Source organism: Clostridium sp. OS1-26, assembly GCF_030915445.1.
In the GTDB taxonomy this organism is placed as follows: Bacteria; Bacillota; Clostridia; order Clostridiales; family Clostridiaceae; genus Clostridium_AM.
The window spans coordinates 1,918,959-1,942,607 of the sequence record NZ_CP133264.1 but is presented as its reverse complement, the minus strand read 5'-3'; the positions used below and the strand labels follow the sequence as shown (position 1 = coordinate 1,942,607).

The following is a 23,649-nucleotide window of genomic DNA, read 5'->3' as shown; positions in this document are numbered from 1 at the left end:
ATATAATAAGTAGTTTTACCTTCAGCTTTACTTTTATTTAATATCACTGTGCAATTTTCAAAGAACAATTGGTGGGCTTAAATGGACTCGAACCATCGACCTCACGCTTATCAGGCGTGCGCTCTAACCAGCTGAGCTATAAGCCCGTATGGTGGAGATAAAGGGATTCGAACCCTTGACCCCCTGCGTGCAAGGCAGGTGCTCTCCCAGCTGAGCTATACCCCCATACTTAAGAAACATTTAGTCTCTCAAAATTAAACAGAGTGTAAACAAACCTTCAAGATAGAATTACCTATCTTGTCGACTCCTTAGAAAGGAGGTGATCCAGCCGCAGGTTCTCCTACGGCTACCTTGTTACGACTTCACCCCAATCACTAACCCCACCTTCGGCCGCGTCTTCCTTACGGTTAGACTACGGACTTCGGGTGTTGCCAGCTCTCATGGTGTGACGGGCGGTGTGTACAAGGCCCGGGAACGTATTCACCGCGACATGCTGATTCGCGATTACTAGCAACTCCAGCTTCATGTAGGCGAGTTTCAGCCTACAATCCGAACTGAGGGTAATTTTATAGTTTTGCTCCACATCACTGTATTGCTTCTCTTTGTATTACCCATTGTAGCACGTGTGTAGCCCTAGACATAAGGGGCATGATGATTTGACGTCATCCCCACCTTCCTCCCGGTTAACCCGGGCAGTCTCACTAGAGTGCTCAACTTAATGGTAGCAACTAATGATAAGGGTTGCGCTCGTTGCAGGACTTAACCTAACATCTCACGACACGAGCTGACGACAACCATGCACCACCTGTCTTCCTGCCCCGAAGGGCTTCCTCCATTACGAGTAATTCAGGAGATGTCAAGTCTAGGTAAGGTTCTTCGCGTTGCTTCGAATTAAACCACATGCTCCGCTGCTTGTGCGGGCCCCCGTCAATTCCTTTGAGTTTTAATCTTGCGATCGTACTTCCCAGGCGGAGTACTTATTGTGTTAACTGCGGCACAGAAGGAGTCGATACCTCCTACACCTAGTACTCATCGTTTACGGCGTGGACTACCAGGGTATCTAATCCTGTTTGCTACCCACGCTTTCATGCCTCAGCGTCAGTTACGGTCCAGAGAGTCGCCTTCGCCACTGGTGTTCTTCCTAATCTCTACGCATTTCACCGCTACACTAGGAATTCCACTCTCCTCTCCCGCACTCTAGACTTCCAGTTTGAAATGCAGCACCCAAGTTAAGCCCGGGTATTTCACATCTCACTTAAAAATCCGCCTACGCATCCTTTACGCCCAGTAAATCCGGACAACGCTCGCCACCTACGTATTACCGCGGCTGCTGGCACGTAGTTAGCCGTGGCTTCCTCCTTTGGTACCGTCATTATCGTCCCAAAAGACAGAGCTTTACAACCCGAAGGCCTTCATCACTCACGCGGCGTTGCTGCATCAGGCTTTCGCCCATTGTGCAATATTCCCCACTGCTGCCTCCCGTAGGAGTCTGGACCGTGTCTCAGTTCCAATGTGGCCGATCACCCTCTCAGGTCGGCTACGCATCGTCGCCTTGGTGAGCCTTTACCTCACCAACTAGCTAATGCGCCGCGGGTCCATCTCAAAGCGGATTACTCCTTTAATTAGTTCTCCATGCGAAAAACTAATGTCATGCGGTATTAATCTCCCTTTCGGGAGGCTATCCCCCTCTTTGAGGCAGGTTACCCACGTGTTACTCACCCGTCCGCCGCTAATCCACCCCGAAGGGTTTCATCGCTCGACTTGCATGTGTTAGGCACGCCGCCAGCGTTCGTCCTGAGCCAGGATCAAACTCTCAATTTAAAAGTTTGAATGCTCATTACTGTTGTTTTTGACTACTAACAAGTAGTTCAAAAGAATTGCTGGTTTAGTTTACTTAATAAAAATCATCTTGATTTTTAACCTCTGTTTAATTTTCAAAGACCAAACATTTTGGTTTTATTAGAATATCATACAACTTAATTCTTGTCAACATCTTTCTTTTGTTGATTTTTCATTAAGTTTTTATCATCTCTCGACGACATGTGTTATTTTATCACAAAACACTAATCATAAATCTAATATGTTCTTATTTATTCGACTTTATCTTTTTTATTCTAATAATATCTACTATTTTTTTGATTTTTCATATACTGATACACTAGGATAAGTTTGCTATTAAATTTTGTAAAATCTCATTTTAGACACTTTTATTATTCTGCCAACGAGCTTTTTTATCTATATTGTAAATTTTAGATTACTTCATTTTTTCCTACATCTATATAGTACCTTAAAATTCATCTATTCACTACTTTATATGTATTTATCTTCACTTGTGATCTATAGGAACACAATATTTTATTAACTTGTAGGCAAATAACTTTATCTAAATCATTAATTAGAGATTTCTATTCAAGATTTTAGCTCTCTGCTTGATCAGCAAGCTCTATAGATAAGTAATATTATTATATGAAACTCCTTCTCCTATCGTCGAATGAGTAAGCGACCATATTAAAATCACAGATTTTGTATGTCTGCTTATATGAAACTCCTTCTCCTATTGTCGAATGAGTACTCGCTGAATAAGCGATTCACCTCAAATCAGCACTCTGTGTAAGTGACTATCACCAAATCATAGATTTGGGATATCTACTTAAGATTTTGTATGCCTGCTTAAATGTACAAAAGAGATACAACTATAAATACAGATAATAAGTTAAGCATTTAAATTAGATATCTATATAAGTAGACAAATTTCCTGATTAGCTTATCCATAGTAGTCTCCCCTAATTTAGAAAGTAATAAAATTTAATCTCATGATATTCTACTGAAACTACTACATATAAGTTAAGCTTCGAATTTATTTATCTATATAGAAGTAATTTGTTTACTAAACAAAAATATATTTATTAACAATTTATTTTTGTTAAAATCTGTTACATACTTTTTATTCAACTGTTTCACTCTACGAAAGTTAAGTATTTAACAATGTTATCTTTGCTGTTTCATATAATTTTATTAGATTTTTATGCATATTGTTAATATTAGATAACGTTTACACTAATTTTTAACAAAAATATTGATAAAAATTTCTCAAAGTATGATTGACATTTAACAAACAATGATACATAATAGTATTATAAATCACAAGAGTGGTAAACAAAAACGGTAAATACTAACTTACTTAACGATAATTTAGGGTATTAAAAACTCTTTAGTGTGTTCATTAATAAAAACTGAGAAAGAGGTGCTAATCAATGAAAGTAACAAATATTGACGAATTAATGAAAAAATTAGAAGAGGTAAGGGCTGCTCAGAAAAAGTTTTCTACCTACACACAAGAACAGGTTGATGAAATTTTTAGACAAGCAGCAATGGCAGCAAATAATGCAAGAATAAAGCTTGCTAAAATGGCTGTAGAAGAATCTGGAATGGGAATTGTGGAAGACAAGGTTATTAAAAACCACTTTGCTTCAGAATATATATACAATAAATATAAAGATGATAGAACTTGCGGAATTATAGAAGAGGATGCATCCTTTGGTATAAAGAAAGTTGCAGAACCAATAGGAGTAATTGCTGCTGTTGTTCCAACAACTAATCCGACATCGACTGCTATTTTTAAAGCACTAATAGCTTTAAAAACTAGAAACGCTATAATCTTCTCCCCTCACCCAAGAGCAAAAAAATCAACTATAGCTGCAGCTAAAATAATTCTAGATGCAGCAGTTGCAGCTGGTGCTCCAGAAGGAATAGTTGCATGGATAGATGAGCCGTCAGTTGAACTTTCTCAGGTTGTTATGAGCCAAGCAGATATAACTCTTGCAACAGGTGGTCCAGGAATGGTTAAGGCTGCTTACTCATCAGGTAAACCAGCAATCGGTGTTGGTGCAGGTAATACACCAGCTATAATCGACGAAACTGCTCATATAAAAATGGCTGTAAACTCAATACTTCTTTCAAAGACTTTCGACAATGGTGTTATCTGTGCTTCTGAGCAATCAGTAATAGCTCTAGACTCAGTATATGATGAAGTGAGAAAAGAGTTTGCAGAAAGAGGTGCTTACATCCTCAAAAAAGATGAGATAAGTAAGGTTAGTAATACAATATTAATAAATGGTTCTTTAAATGCTAAAATAGTAGGCCAGTCAGCTTACAAGATAGCTGAAATGGCTGGAGTAAAAGTTCCTGAGACTGCAAAAGTTCTTATTGGAGAAGTAGAATCAGTTGAGCTTGAAGAACCATTCTCACACGAAAAACTATCCCCTGTTCTTGCTTTATATAGAGCAAAGAGCTTTGATGAAGCACTTGCTAAAGCAGAAAGACTTGTTGAGTTAGGTGGGTTTGGTCATACATCAGTATTATATGCTAATACTATGACTGCAAAAGATAAAGTAGAAAAATTCGGCGCTACTATGAAGACTGGAAGAACGATAATAAATATGCCTTCAGCGCAAGGTGCTATAGGAGATTTGTATAACTTTAAATTAGCTCCTTCTCTAACATTAGGTTGTGGATCATGGGGTGGAAACTCTATATCAGAAAACGTTGGTCCTAAACACCTATTAAACATTAAGAGTGTAGCTGAGAGGAGAGAAAATATGCTTTGGTTTAGAGTTCCAGAAAAAGTTTACTTTAAATATGGTTCACTTGGAGTTGCATTGAGAGAATTAAAGGATATGAATAAAAAGAAAGCATTTATAGTAACTGATAAGGTTCTTTATGAGTTAGGATACTGCGATAAGGTTACAAAAGTTCTTGAGGAAATCGGAGTTGACTTCAAGATATTTATGGATGTAGAACCAGATCCAACTCTAGCTACAGCTAAAAAAGGTGCTACTGAAATGATGAGCTACAGTCCAGATACCATTATAGCTCTTGGTGGTGGTTCAGCTATGGACGCTGCTAAGATTATGTGGGTAATGTATGAACACCCAGAAGTAAGATTTGAAGATCTAGCTATGAGATTTATGGATATAAGAAAGAGAGTATACGCTTTCCCTCACTTAGGTGATAAAGCTATGATGATATCAGTGGCAACATCAGCTGGTACTGGTTCAGAAGTTACTCCATTTGCAGTTATAACTGACGAAAAAACAGGTGTTAAATACCCACTTGCCGACTACGAATTAACTCCAGATATGGCTATCGTTGATGCTGAATTAATGATGGGTATGCCAAGAGGATTAACTGCTGCATCAGGTATAGATGCTTTAACTCATGCTATAGAAGCTTATGTTTCAGTTCTTGCTTCAGAATTTACAAATGGGCTAGCGCTAGAAGCAATGAGATTAATATTCAAATACTTACCACAAGCTTATACTGAAGGTACAACTAGCGTAAAAGCAAGAGAAAAAATGGCTCATGCTTCAACTATGGCTGGTATGGCATTTGCTAATGCATTCTTAGGAGTATGTCACTCAATGGCACACAAACTAGGAGCTGCTCACCACATACCACACGGAGTTGCTAACGGATTGTTAATCAATGAAGTTATTAAATTCAACGCAGTAGATAGCCCAAGAAAGCAAGCTGCATTCCCACAATATAAGTATCCAAATGCTAAGTGGAGATATGCTAAAATTGCTGACTACCTACAATTAGGTGGAAACAGCGAAGATGAAAAGGTTGAATTATTAATAAAAGCCATAGACGAACTAAAATCTAAAATAAATATACCAATGACTATACATGAAGCTGGGGTTACAAAAGAGAAATTCTTTGCTAGCTTAGATGATATGTCAGAACAAGCTTTTGACGATCAATGTACAGGAGCTAACCCAAGATATCCATTAATAGGCGAAATTAAACAAATGTATATAAATGTTTTCGATAAAGTTGAAACAGTTAAAGAAGCTGCTGTAACTAAAGAAATAAAGAAAAATTAATAAACTATAGAGCTGAGGAACTCCTCAGCTCTATAGTTTATTAAATAACTTAATTAAAAAGGATGGTGTATGAATATGAGAGTATCTATTGATAAAAAATCAGTTGGCTTAATAAAAGAGATGTTAAAAGAACAAAATAAGGAGGCTGTTAGAATAGCAAAACGAGGAGTTGGCTGAGGTGGTCTTCAACTTGAAATTGTTCTGGATGAACAAAAACCTAATGATGACGTTGCAGTAGATAACGGTATAAAAATTGCCGCTGATAAAAGCTTTTCTTTTTTCTTTACTAGTGCATTGATTACCCATAAGGATGGCATTTTTGGTCCTAGATTTAAACTTACAACGATACAATTTTAAAACAGGTAAAAAATATTTTTACAATAACGTTGACAAAGCACCTTATTTATCATATAATAAACCTTGTCAACAGCAGCATGCTGGAGTGGCGGAACTGGCAGACGCACAGGACTTAAAATCCTGCGGGCTTTAAAACCCGTACCGGTTCGATTCCGGTCTTCAGCACCAAGACGAGTTTTAAAACTCGTCTTTTTTTATTTGCCTCTCTTAAACTAAATAATTATATCCAATTAAAAAACGTACTGGATATTGCCTCCAGCACATGATCTATTTTTACATGTATGTCATCTATTCCCCATTAGCCACTTACCCTTGAAATATAATAAATTTATTTAATTACAGCATTATCGTATACTTTTCCATCTAAGCATAAAGCTACGACAGCACCAACGTGTTTCCCTTTACCACCAGCAGAAGTAATATCAGCATTCTTGAGAGTTACATTGTAAATAGTCCCCTCTTCAACATATCCAAATAAACCGATATATTTTGCTGTTTTATCAGTAATCTTCAAATTACTAATTGTAAATCCATTACCATTAAAGGAACCAGTGAAAGGGTTGTCTTCATCGCCAATAGCCACCCATTCTTGTGTTAGCGAAATATTTGCATCCAAGATATAGTTATATGACATTGCATATTTACCTTTTCCAATTGCACGAAGTTGTTCCTCTGTCTTAACTATATAATAAGTTTTTTCACCTATAGTTGTCGTTTGCATATCTGTAGTTTCTAATGTTTTAGCACTTACTACTCCAGTACTTAACATTATCATTATTCCTAGTAATAGTACTAGGAGTCTCCTAAACAATAATTTCATATTACACCTTCTTTAAACAAATTATCAATGAACCAAACATATTTTCATTGTACAAGAATTTATATTTATAGAACAGCTCATTAACTTGTTTCATTTTTTGTAGAGTAAGTATAGATAACCACTATATGTCAGCCTAATGGTAAAATATTCTTATAAAGTCAATTTATTATACATCACATGGCAATTTATTTCAATAATTTATGGATGAATATTTTAATAGACTACAGTTAGAACTAGAGTTTCATAAAAAGTAAAAACCCAGGAAATTAATCCTAGGTTTTTTATTTTATCTAAACAGTTATAACCTTTGTAAATGCTAATACAAGTATTATAATTCCAACCAATATTCTATACAGCGCAAAGATTCTCATAGGCTTTCTTTGTAGGAATTTAATAAACTTCTCTACTACTACCAATGCAACAACAAATGACACTACAAAGCCTACTATAAGAGCTACAATCTCGGTGCTATTCATTGATATTTTAAGCTTAATTAAAGAAAGTCCACTAGCAGCCACCATTGTAGGTATAGCTAAGAAAAATGAGAATTCAGCTGCAGCGAATGTATTCAACCCACTTACCCATGCTCCCATTATAGTAGAAGCTGATCTTGACATACCTGGCCATAATGCAAGACACTGAAAACACCCTATTTTAAATGCTTGTACCACATTTACATCATCTATACTTCTTGTAGCATTTCCTCTTCTATATTTATTCTCCATAAATATCATTAGCAATCCACCTATTACTAGTGCAAGTGAAACAGTAACAGCATTAAATAACTTTTCTTCTATGGTTTTATGTAGAAGAAGTCCGATAACTGCAGATGGTATAAATGCTACTATTATATTAAACCATAGCTTAAATCCTGACTTTCCTGGAGCAAGATTTTCTAATGAGTTTCTTATCTTCTTCCAATACAATACCACAATAGCCAATATAGCACCAAGCTGAATTACTACTTCAAACATATCTATATAAGCTTTTTGATATGCTGGTGCTTGAAAGTTAATTAAATTTCCAACAATAATCATGTGTCCTGTAGATGATATAGGTAAGAACTCCGTAATACCTTCTACAATACCAATAATAACAGCCTTAAATATAAGCAAAAAATCCATTTCTCACACTCACTCTCTCATTTAGTTTTATACAACATTATAATTATACTATCATTGCTAATATCCGTACACCAAAACTTTAAAAATAAATTATTACAATATAGTTACAAATAGGTTAAACACTTGAAATAGAAATACATCGTAATTAATATTGGAAGCTACTAATACAGTATATCCTTATTTAAATCCTTTAGCATATAAAGGCCTTTTAAGGTTTTGTTAACATGATAATTATATACCATTCCAGCTTCACTACTTTTTTCTTCATGACCAAAATCACATCTAAACAAATCTTTAACGCTTAGGTAGTTCTCATAATTTAAGCTATAGTCATTCTCTAAGGACTGGATTATCTTTAAGTGCATATGTATGTTCTTGCAAATATCCAGTATTTCATTTAACTTGTTTATTTGTTCATCTATCTGTTTTATCCTAAATTCCGATAAATATATGTTTAATGCCTCTTCAAGGGTTGAGATTTCTTTTTCCAATATCTTTAAATCTAATTCATTATTATTGCAGAACTTGTCTCTAACAATATCAAATACTTTGTCTATTGCTGATATACATTCTGTATATATCTTATCTAAGTGTTTGGGAGGTGATATAAAATAATTGACAAGTACAGCTATAGATATACCTATGAATGTATCTATTATTCTACTTATACTATAGGAAATAGGACTTCTTCCCTTTAAATTTAACATTATAACTAAAAAAACCGTACAAGATATAGTTATTGACTTATTCCAATCAAGTAAATCACATATATATATTACAAGAACAACTCCAATACCACAAAGCAATACATTCTCTGGGTGAATTAAAGCAAATATAAGCCCTATGAAGGCGCCAACCATAGTCCCAAGCATTCTATTTTTCCCTGCTTTAAATGAATCTGAAACCGAACTTTGCATAGCCATAACCGCCGCAATTGCTGCATAGAATATATCCTGTCTATTTAATATCTGCGATAATGCTATACATAAAGCTACAGATAATGCTGTTTTTATATTTCTCATCCCTATTCTCTTAGTCTTCATGCTTCAACCTCCCTTACATCAAATACTATAATTCACTTGCCTTAAGTCAAAAACTTCGTTTCTAAATTATCTCTATAGAAACGAAGTTTTATTATCTATTATATATTAAAAGTATAACTATTATCTACTGTTTTTTAATTATACACATGAGGCTTCTTTTGTTACAGGGCCTGCCGCAACTATACTTTCAGGTACATTTTTAAACTTCTTAAAGTTTTCTTCAAACTTTTCAGCAAGTTCTAGTGCTTTAGTGCCATATGCTCCCTTATCTTCCCAAGTATTCTTAGGATTTAATATTTCTGATGGAACCCCCGGACACTCCACAGGCATAGAAATCTTAAATATAGGATGTTCGATAAATTGCACATCTTTTAGTTTTCCTTCTAATGCTGCCTTTACCATCGTTCTTGTATAAGAAAGCTTTATTCTATCTCCCTTACCATATCCGCCACTTAACCATCCAGTGTTTACAAGATAAACATCTGTACCATATTTATCTATTTTTTCACCAAGAAGTTCAGCATATACAGCTGGATTCATAAGCATAAATGGTTCTCCAAAGCATGATGAGAAAGTAGCTTTTGGCTCAGTTATTCCTCTCTCAGTTCCTGCAACCTTACTTGTATAACCAGACATAAAGTGATACATAGCTGCTTCCTTAGATAATTTAGCTATTGGAGGCATTACACCAAAAGCATCTGCAGTTAGGAATATTATAGTATCTGGATTTCCACCCATTCCACTCTTTTCTATATTATCAATATATTCAATTGGATAAGCAGCTCTTGTATTTTCAGTATACTTGTTGCTATCATAATCTGGCTTACCATTTGAGTAAAGAACTACGTTTTCAAGTACTGTACCAAATTTTATAGCATTGTATATCTCTTTTTCCTTATCCTTGTCCAGCTTTATAGCTTTTGCATAGCATCCTCCTTCAAAGTTAAACACACCTTTATCGGACCAACCATGCTCATCATCACCAATTAATCTTCTTTCTGGATCAGTTGATAATGTAGTTTTTCCAGTACCAGATAATCCAAAGAATATAGCCGTTCTTCCGTCATTTCCTATATTTGCTGAGCAATGCATTGGCATTACTCTTTTTTCAGGTAATAAGAAGTTCATAACAGAAAATACTGATTTCTTTATCTCTCCTGAATATTGAGTTCCGCCTATCAATATAATCTTCTTATCAAAGTTTACCAATATAAAGGCTTCGGAATTCAATCCATCTTCTTTTCCATTAGCCTTAAATCCTGGAGCAGCAATTATATTAAACTTAGCTTCAAAGTCTACTAACTCGGATACTGTTGGTCTTCTAAATAATTGATTTGCAAACATAGCCTCATAAGCACATTCACAAACTGTTCTTATAGGAAGGGTATATTCTTTATCAGCACCTACAAATCCGTCAAATACAAAAATGTCTTTTCCTTTTAAATACTCAACAACCTTATCATACATTCTATCGAATACATTTTCATCTATAGGCTGATTAACTTCACCCCAATTGATTTTATCTGTGATACTACTTTGTTTAACTATAAATCTGTCTTTAGGTGATCTTCCTGTATATTTTCCCGTATTTACAACAAGAGCTCCTTTATCTGATAAAACGCCCTCTCCTCTTTTAACTGCAAATTCTACTAACTCAGATACAGATAAATTACTATATATATTTTTACATCCATTAATATTTAAACAATCTAAATTTATATTCATGCTCATTTCGTAACCTCCAAAATACTATATATTATTATATTACACCAAGAACAGAAAAATGCAAGAAAAAAATTATATTTTTGCCTTTTTGCTTTGTTTTTGATAAATAAATTGCAATACTATATTCTACTAAATATATAAACCCTCTAAAATGCTATACTAATTAAAATGTGCTATACTATATATGAAGTTTTTCACAACCTGTACTTGCAAATTTTATACAAAACTAAAAGGTAACAAATTATTAATATAATATATGTTGTCTAATAAAGCATTTTATGCTAATATCATCTATGCGTGAATTATAAATTGCAAATTTAATATTTTTTTACTTAAAGGAGGGTTACATAATGAACAACTTAAAGAACTTTTTTGATAAGAATAGCATAATAATGGAATACTTATTGTTAATAATAGGAAGTATAATATTAGCTTTTACAACTGCTGTCTTTATGATACCTTGTAATATCGGAAGCGGCGGGGTCACTGGTATAGCACTTTCCTTAAATAAAATATTTGGAGCTAAGGTTGGATTAACAACTATGTTAATAAATGCACCTTTATTTATTTTTGGATACAAGCTATTAGGCAAAAAATTCACAATAAGAAGCATCTTTGTGGTAGTTATTACCTCTGTCTTAATAGACAATATGAATAAATTCATTACAATCAATCAATTTAATGACACATTACTTGCATCTATATTTTGTGGCGCACTTTTTGGCGTTGGAATGTCCTTTATATTTATAGCCTATGGCTCTACTGGTGGACTAGATATATCTGCAAAAATTATAAATAATAATTTTAAGTCAATTCAGCTCTCAACACTGCTTTTACTTCAAGATATTGTTGTATATATACTAGTTGGAGTTGTAATGGGTCCTCGCTCAGTAATGTATGCTATTATTATGAGCTTTGTTAGATCAAAAACTATGGATACTATACAAGAAAGTCTTGCTTCTTCAAGACAATGCGTAATAATCTGTGAAGAATCAGATTCTATAATTAATGAAATACAAACTAGATTGGCAAGAGGGGTAACTGTGCTTGACGCTGTTGGAGGGTACTCAAGCATTAATAAGAAGTTTATATATCTAGTTATACAAAGAAATCAATTAAGTACACTAAAAGAAATTGTAAGTGAGATAGATCCTACCTCATTTGTAACTATATCACCAGTGAATAACATCTTAGGAAACTTTAAAAATAGAGCTCTTACAGTACAATAGGGTATGGCGTCCTTAGCGCCATACCCTATTTTTGTTCTTTAATAAGATATACAGCATATACTATTAAACTTGCTCCTATAACTTGTGTAATTGAAATAGTCTCCCTTAAGAATACAAAGGATACTATCATAGCGGTTGGTATCTCTAGGTTACCTATTACTGAAACCTTTAACGCTCCAATATGCTGTATGGATGTATATAATAACGTAAGTGGTATTATCTCACACAAAACTGCAAGAATTATTATGTATGCAAGACTTTCAAATTTTATATTGCTTTCAAGTAAAAACCCAGGCTTTCTCATGAAAAATAAGGTTATTAATGAAAATAGTGTAGAATAGGCATTTATTGATAATGCATCCGCATTATCCAACCTCTTTTCTGTATATAAATTCATAAAAGCATAGAATACTGCACTTAAAAGTCCAAAAATTAATCCTTTGATTGAGTATCCTCCTCCTGCTGAGAAAATATTTAAGGTAAGAGTACACCCTACAAAAGCCATAAATATAGCCATTATTTTTTTTGGCTCAATTTTTTGCTTTTGAAATATAGAAGAATAAATGAACACTATTATAGGATATGTAAATAAAAGCATAGTAACCATTGCTACCTGAAGGTGTTCAAATGCCTTATAATAAAATACTGTCATCAAGGTGTTTCCCACTACACCAAGAACAGCCATACTAAATAGCTCTCTTTTACTAACATAAAGCTTTTTTATATCTTGTAAAAGAGCTATTAAAAACATTAGGGATACTGCAATTATATATTGGACAATAAGCAAACTTACAGAATCTAATCCTGTTCTGTAGGCAAGCTTTACAAATATTCCAGCAGTACCAAATAGTATTGCTGATGTCGCAGCATAGATATGTCCTTTTTTCAGTCTAATCACGTCCTTACTAAATTGTATTGGTAAAAATTTCAGATATTAGTCTTTAAAAGTATATCTTTCAATCTGTCAGGATAATTAGTTATTATCCCATCTACTCCTAAATTAATCATATTCATCATATCTTCCTCTTCATTAACAGTATATACATTTATATCTATATTTTTATCTTTTATATAATCTAAAAACTCATCTAATGTGGGTATTTTGCATCCTGAAAATTTATGATCTTTTTTCACACCTGCATCTAATTTGGATAGTTCTAAATAGGTGTAGTTTTTTATAAATCCACTTCCATCAGTAGTTCTATCTAATTTTTCATTATGGCATATGACCGCAACTCCATCTTTAGTAAGTTGAACATCTGTCTCAATACCATTACATTGTACTTCTACAGCTTTTTTGAAGGCTAACATTGTATTTTCAGGATAAATGCCACTAAATCCCCTATGGGCTATATTTAGAGTTCTCTTCAAAGTACCACCTCCATTTTGATGTAGCTCCATTATAAGTTAACTCTCATCCTAGTACCCCTATAAATTCTTACATTAATTAGTATATATTACCGGAGCATTTATTTCTATACACAGGTCTCCTTTTTTATATTTGTTGATGTAAAAAAACTAATATTGTATTATAATATTTAAGAGTCAGTTTAACTTTGTACAATGATTTCTATTAAAACAAGGGTGGTGTGAAAAATTAATATAAAGTCTTTTGTTAGTATTGTAGTTTCTAAAATAGTAATAAAATTGTCCAAGACTCTATTTAAAGGAGGAAGTAATTTCCCGGGAAGGGTTGCTTTAAAATTAGATAAGAATATACTTAAAACCATTTGTAAAGACTATAAGGTTGTACTTATAACAGGTACTAATGGAAAAACTACAACTACAAGCATGATTTATAATATGCTAAAAGAATCAGGAAAATGCGTAATTACTAATAATACAGGCGCAAATATGCTTCCAGGCATAATTTCATGCTTTGTTGAAAATTTTTCTTTTGCGAAATGTTCTTCTACAAAATATGCTGTTATTGAGTGTGATGAAGCAAATGTTCCGCTTTTTACACAGTATGTAACTCCAGAAGTTATCACTGTTACAAATCTATTTAGAGATCAGCTTGATAGATACGGTGAAGTATATACTACTCTGAAAAAAGTTCTTGATGGAATCGAGAAGGTTCCTTTAGCTAATCTAGTTTTAAATGGTGATGAGTCTTTGCTAGGAGATTTAGAACTTCCAAATAGGACTATTTACTATGGCTTTAATTGTTCATTAGACAACAACAAGATAGTTGATATAAATGCCGATGCTAAATTCTGCAAAAAGTGTAAGAGTCCATATAAGTATAACTACCTTACATATAATCATTTGGGAGACTTTTATTGTGAAAACTGTGGTTATAAAAGACCTGAACTCGATTATACTGTAGATGAAATTAAAGAACAGACACCTGAAGGCTCCCACGTTGTTATAAATGGTCATGAGTGTTACATAAACCAACCTGGAACATATAATATATACAATGCTCTTTGCGCCTATTCAGTGGCAAGGGTTTGCGGAGTTGATACTGAAACAATAATTAATTCCCTTAAGAATATACAGAGCAGCTTTGGTAGGCAGGAAGTACTTGATATTGAAGGTAAGGATGTAAAAATAGTTCTAGTTAAAAATCCTGCGGGCTACGATCAAGCAATAAACACTATTAGCTTAGATAAAAGAGTATTTAATTTAGCAGTACTGCTAAATGATAACTATGCAGATGGCAGAGACGTATCGTGGATATGGGACGTTAACTTTGAAAAATTATCTTCATTAGACATAGATAAAATAATGATATCAGGGATAAGGCTTTATGATATGGCAGTACGACTTAAGATCGCCGGACTACCTACTGAAAAGTTTGTTATGTGTGAAAATTATATAAAGCTTCTTGATGAAATAAAGAACTGTAAGCATGATACTGTATATATACTTGCTACTTATACTGCTATGATTAATTTTAGAAAATTCTTAAACAGTAAAGGCTACATTAAAAAGCTTTGGTAAAAATCTGAAAGGGTGTGAATAATTTGGAACTTAATATATGTCACTTATATCCTGATTTATTAAATGTATATGGAGATTTAGGTAATATCTTAATTTTAAAATATAGAGCTGAACAAAGAGGAATACAAGTTAATATTCACAACATATCCTTAGGAGATCCCTTTGATCCTTCCATATATGATATAGCTTTTTTGGTGGCGGTCAGGATTATGAGCAATCTATAGTTTCTGAAGATTTAAATCAAGCTAAGAAGTCTGGTCTAATAGAATATATAGAAAGCGGAAAAGTATTTTTATGTATATGCGGAGGATTCCAACTTCTTGGTAAACGCTATACTACTCCTGATGGAGAAAAACTTGATGGTCTTGGACTTTTGGATATCTACACAGATGGTGGCGATGTAAGGTTTATAGGAAATACAGTTATACACAACGAGGAATTTAATGAAACCTACGTTGGTTTTGAAAATCATTCAGGAAGAACTTATATTGGAAACTTGAAACCTTTTGGTAAGGTAATTGCTGGATACGGAAATAATGGTGAAGATGGATATGAAGGATGCATATATAAAAATTGCTTCTGTACATACTTCCATGGATCACTACTTTCCAAGAATCCAGAGTTTGCAGATAGACTTATATCTACTGCTTTATCAAATAAATACGGAGAAATAGAACTGGCTCCTTTAGATGATACCATAGAGCTTAAGGCTAAGGAGTTTATTGTAAGAAGAGAAAGTAGAAATAAATAGAGAACTGGAGCAAAATACTGCTCCAGTTCTTTAGTTTTGAGATATTTATTGTTTAAACTTGAAACCTATCAACAGCTTCTCTGAGCTTTTTAGCAAGGTTGTTCAAGTCTTGAGTATGCGCGGAAATCCGTTGAATACTTGCTAATTGCTCCTCTGTAGTAGCTGAAACCTGTTCAGTTGCTGCAGAATTTTCTTCAGTAGAAGCTGAAAGAGTTTCTAAGCTTCCAATTAGTTCATTCTTTTCATTTTCCATTTCAAGACTGTAAGCTTTAATACCTTTTATATCCTCAGTAATATTTTCTACAGCTTTTAGAATCTCATCGAAGATATTCTTAGTTTCAATTACAGCTTTGCTTTGATCTCTAGCTATTGTTTTTCCTTCCTCCATAGCCCTTACAGCTAATTTTGACTTATCCTGTATTCCATTTATTAGCTCTCTTACCTGAGCCGCAGCGCCCGCTGATTGTGAAGCTAGTTTTCTAACCTCCTCAGCAACTACAGCAAAACCTCTTCCTTGCTCCCCTGCTCTAGCCGCTTCTATAGCAGCATTAAGTGCTAATAGATTTGTTTGCTCCGAAATTTGTCCGATTGCTTCAGTTATAGAACCAATCTCTACAGAACTTCTGTCCACTTCTTGTATTACATCACTAGCCTTTTCAACTGATTTACTGTTCTCCTCTGATTTTTGAGCTAGTAATTTAATTGAATCTAAGCCTTTGTCACTGATTTCAGCGGTTTTAACTGCAGCTTCGTTAGTTTTCACAGTAAGCTCTAAAACCGATTCAATTTTTTCAGCAAGATTTCTTATTCGCAGTACTCCATTTTCAGTTTCTTTGGCTTGTTCACTAGACCCCCGTGCAATCTCTTCTATTGACACTGCAACTTCATTAATAGTAGAGTTGTTTTCATCTACAATATTTTCTAAAGACTGTGAAGAGTTAAATACAACATTTGCTGAATCCTTAACTGAACTTATTAATTCACTGATATTTTTGATCATAGTACTAAAAGATTGATTCAGCCTACCAATTTCATCTCTATTTTTTATGTGCAATTCTGGAATACTTAAATTCCCCGATGCAACAACATCTACAGCTTCAGCAATATTTTTTATTGGAACAGATATATGTTTAGCTAGTAATATAATCACAGTCGAACCCAAAATAAGCAGAACTAAAAGTACAATACTCAAAGTTGAAAGAATTTTATTGGATCCATTATTAAAATCCTGCATGTATGTCCCTGCACTTACAATCCAACCCCAATGTGGGTCCGCCTTTTGATAAGTTATCTTTTGTGCTATTTTATCTGAATTAGGAAGTGTCCACCAATAAGTTAGATATCCCCCACCACTATTTCCTACTTTTATTTGCTCTTTGACAAGGTATGACCCATCCTTCTTATCCGTTGTCTCTAGCACATTTTTACCTTCTAGTGTAGGATGAGCTGCTTCAGTTCCATCTTTGGTGTAAGCCAATAAGTAGCCGTTTTGTCCTAAGCTCAAATTTTTATTAATACTTCTCGTACCATCTGGATTCTTTCTACCTAACATGTATTGCCTAACATTTTCCTGTGCTTCACCAAGAGTTATCTTTCCCTGATCTACAAGCTTTTGATTTTGGTCAATTACCTGCAAGGTCATTTCTACGCTGTTTTTCAGCAAGGTTTTACCGCTATTTTCTAGTTCTTGCTTTGCAACCTCATAACTAATCAGTCCAAGTGTCAACACAGGTATAATAAGTAATAAACCTGCTATCAAAATGAGCTTTGTTCTGATTGCTAATCCCTCAGTCTTTCTTATTTGTTTTTTCATTAGCAATTATTCCTCCTTTTACTCGGAACACTGGGTAATTTTGCTTGTTTCCCTTCGGGCACTGGGTAACTTAAGATTTTCGCTTCCGCTCACAAGTTACCCGTAAAAGTTCATTTAGAACTTTTACCTAGCAAAATTACCCGTTAAAGTCCATTTAGGACTTTAACCTCCTCAAAACATAATTAACCTAACTTATTTAATTTTCGGTATTTTTTACTAATTCTTTATGTCAAAACACCTGTAAATATTAGAACCTAGTATCTACTATAATATAAAAAACAAGCTTCACACAAAAGTAAAGCTTGTTTTATTAATAATTGTACTATTACCAACATAGTTATATAGGGGTTCCTAACTAGAACCCCTATATATACTCTATTAAAATACTTTCTTTAGCTTTCATACTATTTTTAGTATGGAGACTTACAATTTTATGATTATTAGGTTCTGAAATTACTAGCATAGTAGTATCATCTAATTCTTTTTGTTTAAGGAACTCTCTATCAAAAGTTAAAAGAAGATCCCCCTTTTTCACAGTTTTTCCTTCCTCACAGTGTAGTTCAAAGCCTTCACCCTTTAAAGTTACAGTGTCAATCCCTACATGTATAAGAAATTCTACTCCATCTTCTGTTCTAATGCCAACTGCGTGTTTACTTTCTTTCATAACTGCGACAATAGTTCCGTCACAAGGAGAATATATTTTATTATCACTTGGCTTAATAGCAATTCCTTCTCCCATCATCTTTTGTGAGAATACTTCATCATTAACATCGCCTAAATCAACACTTACACCCTCTGAAAAAGCATAAAATATCTTATTCTTGTTTTTCTTAAATAAATTCTTAAACATAATAAACCTCTACTTCAATTCCGGCCAATAGCCCTTATTAGCTTCTATAAGATCATCTAATAATAATTTAGCAACTCTAGCACTTGGTACAGTTTTAGACAAAGTAAATGCTTGCCACAATTTTTGGTAGCTTTTTTCTATCCATGCTTCAACAACTAACTTTTCTACTGATACCTGTTGCTCCATTAACCCCTTTTGAAATTGTGGAATTTCTCCTTGTGCTAAAGGTTCTGGTCCATCACTTCCAACAATACATGGTACTTCAACCATAGCAGTTGGATCAAAATTAGCAATTGCTCCCTTATTCTCCACTATACATAACATTCTTTCATGTGTATTATAAGCGATTGCTCTAGCTAGATCCACGATGAAGGTTGCATGTGAATCAATATGAAATTCTCCACCTTTGGCTGTTTTAGCTTTTACAATAGCTCGTGCTGCACTAAATACGTCTTTCTCTCTTCCGTCCATTACCTCATTTGCTCTAGAATATTCTGCGTTAGAATGCTCTACAACATAATCTGGGTATAGATAATACTTTAAATAAGTGTTAGGTAAAAATTGTGGATCTACTGCTAATAAATCCTTTGCCTTTTTGTGAGTCTCCTGCCAGCTTGGATCCGTATGCTGAGTTTCTACTTCCTTTACTGTTAAGTATCCATTTTCTGCAACATACTCTTTAATTCTATCTGTCAAATCGTTTCCTTGTTTATCCTTAACGCTAGTCCACCACCCAAAATGATTTAATCCAAAGTATTTAACTTCTAAATCACTTGGTTCCATATCCACAATACCAGCCATACGACGAAGAGTTCCTACTGGCATATCACAAATATTTAAAACCTTTGAATTTGGCTTTAATCTACGGCAAGCCTCTGCGACAATAGAGGCTGGGTTAGAATAATTAAGCATCCAACAGTCTGGTGAGTACTTTTCCATTAGATCTATTAACTCTAGCATACCTCCTATGCTTCTCATTCCATAAGCAATTCCTCCTGGTCCACAGGTTTCTTGACCAACTACTCCGTATTTTAGAGGAATCTTTTCATCCTTTTCACGCATTTCATATTTTCCCACACGGATATGAGCCATGCAAAAATCTACATCTGTAAATGCTTCTTCTGGATCTGTAGTATAAGAAAATTCAATATCCGGTGCATTTTCTCTTAACACTATATCTAAAGCCTCACCAATAACGCTTTGGCGTTCTTCATCATTATCATATAATTTTAATTTTCTAATTGGAAAACGGTGTACATTATCTAATAGCATCATAACTATTCCTGGAGTAAAAGTACTTCCTCCTCCTGCAATAACAATAGAATGTTTTTTCATATATATTACCTCTTTCCTCTAATTTGTTTTATTCCCCAATTACCCCAATACTTTATCTAAATTAATATTACTCTCCTACGATTCCTAAGGCCTCATCCACCATAGATCTAATTCTAGTTACCTGTAACCCATAAATTACTTGAACATTTTCGCCTTTTTTAATTACTCCTGCTGCTCCTGTACCTTTTAATGTACCTTCATCAACCTTTGATGTATCTTCAAGAATCAATCTTAATCTTGTATAACAGTTATCCACTTTTTTAATATTTTCTTTTCCACCTAGTGCTTCTATTATTACAAGGGCTTCATTACTTGAATCTTTTGTTTCTGTTCCTTTTTCTGCTACTGTTTTATTTTTATAATCATTTTTGCTGTAAAGTTTAACTTCTCCAGTACTGTCCTCTCTTCCAGTAGTTTTTAGGTTAAGTTTAACTATTAAAAATCTAAATACTAGGTAGTAAATTGCAAATTGCACAATACCTACTAAAACGAACATAGGCCATCCCGTTTTTTCTATACCTAGTGGTAGATTGTATAGCAAGAAATCTATAAGTCCATTAGGTCCTATTGCTCTTACATTTAACATATTTAAAGCTACCATTCCAAGTCCGCTTAATACTGCATGCACTCCAAACAATATTGGTGCTGTAAACAGAAATGAGAACTCAATAGGTTCTGTTACACCTGCTAGTATTGATGTTACTGCTGCTGGTATTAGTATTGCCTTAGCTTTCATTTTCTTATCGGCATCAGCTGTATGATAAAGTGCTAAACACGCTCCAACTAGACCAAACATTTTTGATAATCCCCTAGCATCCCATATAACTGTGCTAGATAACACCTTAACTGAAGGATCTGCTATTTGTGCAAAGTAAATATTTCTTGCTCCTTCTATTACTTTGCCTCCTACTGTTTCTACTCCACCAAGCTGACTATATAAAAATGGTGTATAAATTAAATGGTGTAGCCCTGTTGGAATTAAAAGTCTTTCTAACATTCCATACATAAATACTCCGAAGTTACCACTTTTCTGTATATAATATCCTAAACTTGATATTCCCCATTGTACTGATGGCCAAACATAAGAAAGTATAACTGCTAATATAACTACTACTGGAATTAATATTAAAAATACTAATCTTGAACCACCATATATTTGAAAAGCTCCATTAAATTCTTTTTTGCAATACTTGTTATGAACATAAGCTACAACTATACCTAAAATTATTCCTAAGAAAACTCCCATGTCCAAAACTTGAGTTCCAAGTACAACAGCTTGACCAGAACCTCTTAATTTATCAGCCGCTACCAATTTACCTGATAAACTAAGGAATATATTCATAGCATTATTAAATATTAAATAAACCAAAACTGATGTAAAACCTGATTCTGCTTTTTTCTCTTTTGCTAACCCTACTGCTAAACCCACACAAAATATTATTCCAAGGTTTGATAATATAGGTACCAAAGATCCAGAAAGTAGTTTGCCAAATCCAAATATTAAATTATTTTTTAGAAATGGTGCATATGCAGCTAATTTGGCATTTGTTAATACATTACCAACTGCTATCAATATACCTACAATTGGAAGTATCAATACTGGAATGAACATAGCTTTCGAAAATCTTTGCATGGAATTCATAATCTTATCCTTCATAGTTTCTACCCCCTAAATTATTTTTTGTATTTTATAGTGACTATTATATATACGTTTTCATTTTTTTTAAATGGATTCTAAACAGTAAGAAACCTGTTAGCATAAAAGATAACAGGTTTCTTGATTAGACTATTTATTTGTTATTATTCCTCTTTTGTTTCTTGATAATATCTATAAATTAAGTACTCCATAAACATAAGCATATTAGCAAAAAATGAATTAGGCAATACATTGCTATCATCTAATTTGTACATATCAAATATCTTAAAAGAAATATCTGAAAGAGCTGAAATACTGTTTTCAACTTCTTTAGTAAAAGAAACAACTAGTTTATTTTTCTTTTTGCTACTTGAACCTTATCTAATACTTCTTTAGTCTCACCAGACTTTGATATTACTATTAGCATTTCCATATCTTCTATATTATTTTCAAAACTACCTATAGAATCTATCAATATACTTTTTATTCCTATACCTAACATCTTTTTATTAAAATATTCTCCAGCTATCTTAGAATAACCTCTTGCATAAATAAAAATATACTTTCTCGTTCCATTTGATAATAATTCTATAAATTTTCTTACATACTCTTCATCTATATACTTACATAAAAAATTAATATCTGTACCTATTAAGGCTTCTGATTTTTCTGTAACTCCTGTGTTTTTACTATTTACTAGAGGAATTATATTATAGATCATATCAATAAATCCCATAAAACCTAACTTTTTTGAAAGCCTCATAATTGTAGATGTAGATGTATAATTTTCAGCTGCAACTCCTCTGACACCAATATCCATCACACTATCAATATTGTTAATTATATACTCAAGTACTTGTTCTTCTAAAGCTGTAATTTTTTTATTATTAACTATTTTACTTAAATCAGCTTTCATTCTTCAACCTTCCCCTAATAAACACATAGATTTCAACAAATAATTTGCATAATAGTATTATAATAAATCAAATATTATCATATTGCAAATCAACTTATAAAATTGTTTATAATCTATTCATTACTCTTGTGTTAACCATTCGATTTTCTTCATTTGTTGTTAACCCATCCAAGGTCTTAAATACAAAACCTTCTTTCTTTAGATATTTTATAACATCCGGCAGTGCTTCCACTGTAGAGCTATTATAGTAAGTGTCATGCATTAAAATAACAGCAATGCTTTTATCTTTGCACTGAGTAATAATGTTTTGTTTTATCTTATCTGCAGATACCTCGCGACTTTCTGCATCCCCAGCACTTACATTCCAATCTACATATTTTATGCCTTTTTCATTTAATCTCTTTTTTATGCTTTCTAAATTGCTCTTACTTGTAACTAGGTTGTCAGATCCTCCAGGCATTCTTACATATACTATAGGGTTTCTTCCTGTTATTTTTTTTATAACACTTTGGCAATCATTATAATCTTTAAAATATGCATCTGTATTCTTGTACATTTGTCTATAATCATGAGAATATGTATGGACTCCTATACTCATACCGCTATTGCTTATTTCTTTTAATATTTGAGGATTTTCTTCTCCCTTCATTCCAACTACAAAAAAAGTAGCCTTAACATTGTTATCCTTTAATATTTTCAGTGTTTTTCTAGTATTATTTATACAAGGTCCATCATCAAAGGTTAAAAATACCTCTTTAGGGTTTTGCACATTACTAAAAGTAGTATTTAGATTGTACTCATTAGCTTTAACATTGTTAATACTATTATCTAGCTGAGTACTTAATTTCTTTTCTACATTCAAGGGCAGAAAAAATTGAATTAAAGTAAATATTGCGGCAATAAATGTAACACATATAATAGAACTGAACTTTTTCATAGCAACACCCTCTTTTGTTAAACTAGGCATCTGAAGGAAAATAACAAGTCAAAGATGCGACGGATATTTTGTGCCAGACAAGGAGGCAGATTCCGCAGATAGTCAGTACTATCTAAGGGTTCTGCAGACGCAGTATGGCGCAAAATAAACTAGCATACTGACTAATTATTTTTTTGAAGATGCCTTATTATAGCCAAAGTAAATTTACTTCTATAATATAGGTTAACCTTTATTCCGCAAATAATTATAGTAAATAAAAGCACTTATGGAAATAAATTTTTA

15 protein-coding genes, 3 tRNA genes, 1 rRNA gene and 1 pseudogene are annotated in these 23,649 nt (G+C 33.3%); 5 read left to right on the top strand and 15 right to left on the bottom strand.

Annotated features, from left to right (window positions below; genetic code table 11):
* Nucleotides 1-69 precede the first annotated feature (69 nt).
* The 3 genes from RCG18_RS09665 to RCG18_RS09655 form a co-directional block, all read right to left on the bottom strand.
* Nucleotides 70-146 (bottom strand) — tRNA-Ile (locus RCG18_RS09665).
* Nucleotides 147-149: 3 nt separating this feature from the next.
* Nucleotides 150-225, bottom strand: a tRNA-Ala gene (locus tag RCG18_RS09660).
* Between the two features lie 87 nt (nt 226-312).
* Nucleotides 313-1,821 (bottom strand): 16S ribosomal RNA (locus RCG18_RS09655).
* 1,433 nt (nt 1,822-3,254) lie between these two features.
* Between RCG18_RS09655 and adhE the strand changes: the two genes are divergently transcribed.
* Complete coding sequence (gene adhE, locus RCG18_RS09650) at nt 3,255-5,885, top strand: bifunctional acetaldehyde-CoA/alcohol dehydrogenase (RefSeq protein WP_308041091.1); 2,631 nt, start codon at nt 3,255-3,257, stop codon at nt 5,883-5,885.
* A gap of 436 nt (nt 5,886-6,321) precedes the next feature.
* A tRNA-Leu gene (locus tag RCG18_RS09645) sits at nt 6,322-6,410 on the top strand.
* A 160-nt stretch (nt 6,411-6,570) separates the two neighbouring features.
* Here the strand turns inward: RCG18_RS09645 and RCG18_RS09640 are convergent.
* The 4 genes from RCG18_RS09640 to pckA form a co-directional block, all read right to left on the bottom strand.
* Nucleotides 6,571-7,062, bottom strand: a complete 492-nt coding sequence (locus RCG18_RS09640; protein ID WP_308041090.1) for a hypothetical protein — start codon at nt 7,060-7,062, stop codon at nt 6,571-6,573.
* Between the two features lie 290 nt (nt 7,063-7,352).
* The gene (locus RCG18_RS09635; RefSeq protein ID WP_308041089.1) at nt 7,353-8,186 is read right to left on the bottom strand and encodes an undecaprenyl-diphosphate phosphatase; all 834 of its coding nucleotides are present in this window, start codon (nt 8,184-8,186) and stop codon (nt 7,353-7,355) included.
* Nucleotides 8,187-8,347: 161 nt separating this feature from the next.
* A complete protein-coding gene (locus RCG18_RS09630) occupies nt 8,348-9,229 on the bottom strand; it encodes an aromatic acid exporter family protein (protein ID WP_308041088.1) in 882 nt (293 codons plus the stop codon).
* Nucleotides 9,230-9,367: 138 nt separating this feature from the next.
* The gene (gene pckA / locus RCG18_RS09625) at nt 9,368-10,954 is read right to left on the bottom strand and encodes a phosphoenolpyruvate carboxykinase (ATP) (protein WP_308041993.1); all 1,587 of its coding nucleotides are present in this window, start codon (nt 10,952-10,954) and stop codon (nt 9,368-9,370) included.
* A 350-nt stretch (nt 10,955-11,304) separates the two neighbouring features.
* Between pckA and RCG18_RS09620 the strand changes: the two genes are divergently transcribed.
* Entirely contained in the window at nt 11,305-12,183 is an 879-nt protein-coding gene (locus tag RCG18_RS09620) for a YitT family protein (protein WP_308041087.1), read from the top strand.
* Nucleotides 12,184-12,208: 25 nt separating this feature from the next.
* Here RCG18_RS09620 and RCG18_RS09615 read toward each other — a convergent pair whose 3' ends face one another.
* The gene (locus tag RCG18_RS09615) at nt 12,209-13,081 is read right to left on the bottom strand and encodes a DMT family transporter (protein WP_308041086.1); all 873 of its coding nucleotides are present in this window, start codon (nt 13,079-13,081) and stop codon (nt 12,209-12,211) included.
* 29 nt (nt 13,082-13,110) lie between these two features.
* A complete protein-coding gene (locus tag RCG18_RS09610) occupies nt 13,111-13,554 on the bottom strand; it encodes a glycerophosphodiester phosphodiesterase family protein (protein WP_308041085.1) in 444 nt (147 codons plus the stop codon).
* Nucleotides 13,555-13,830: 276 nt separating this feature from the next.
* Here RCG18_RS09610 and RCG18_RS09605 point away from each other — a divergent pair, with 276 nt between their 5' ends.
* Nucleotides 13,831-15,129, top strand: coding sequence for a MurT ligase domain-containing protein (locus RCG18_RS09605; RefSeq protein WP_374119057.1), 1,299 nt, complete (start codon nt 13,831-13,833; stop codon nt 15,127-15,129).
* A 23-nt stretch (nt 15,130-15,152) separates the two neighbouring features.
* Nucleotides 15,153-15,880 (top strand): annotated as a pseudogene (locus RCG18_RS09600) (type 1 glutamine amidotransferase).
* Nucleotides 15,881-15,932: 52 nt separating this feature from the next.
* Here the strand turns inward: RCG18_RS09600 and RCG18_RS09595 are convergent.
* The 6 genes from RCG18_RS09595 to RCG18_RS09570 form a co-directional block, all read right to left on the bottom strand.
* Nucleotides 15,933-17,693, bottom strand: coding sequence for a methyl-accepting chemotaxis protein (locus RCG18_RS09595; protein WP_308041084.1), 1,761 nt, complete (start codon nt 17,691-17,693; stop codon nt 15,933-15,935).
* 364 nt (nt 17,694-18,057) lie between these two features.
* Nucleotides 18,058-18,543 (bottom strand): PTS glucose transporter subunit IIA, encoded by a 486-nt coding sequence (locus tag RCG18_RS09590; RefSeq protein ID WP_308041083.1) that lies wholly within the window; start codon nt 18,541-18,543, stop codon nt 18,058-18,060.
* Nucleotides 18,544-18,552: 9 nt separating this feature from the next.
* Entirely contained in the window at nt 18,553-19,878 is a 1,326-nt protein-coding gene (locus RCG18_RS09585; protein WP_308041081.1) for a 6-phospho-alpha-glucosidase, read from the bottom strand.
* A gap of 67 nt (nt 19,879-19,945) precedes the next feature.
* Nucleotides 19,946-21,535, bottom strand: coding sequence for a PTS transporter subunit EIIC (locus RCG18_RS09580; protein WP_308041080.1), 1,590 nt, complete (start codon nt 21,533-21,535; stop codon nt 19,946-19,948).
* Nucleotides 21,536-21,860: 325 nt separating this feature from the next.
* Entirely contained in the window at nt 21,861-22,430 is a 570-nt protein-coding gene (locus RCG18_RS09575) for a MurR/RpiR family transcriptional regulator (protein ID WP_308041079.1), read from the bottom strand.
* A gap of 106 nt (nt 22,431-22,536) precedes the next feature.
* The gene (locus RCG18_RS09570; RefSeq protein WP_308041078.1) at nt 22,537-23,367 is read right to left on the bottom strand and encodes a polysaccharide deacetylase family protein; all 831 of its coding nucleotides are present in this window, start codon (nt 23,365-23,367) and stop codon (nt 22,537-22,539) included.
* Between the last annotated feature and the right edge of the window lie 282 nt (nt 23,368-23,649).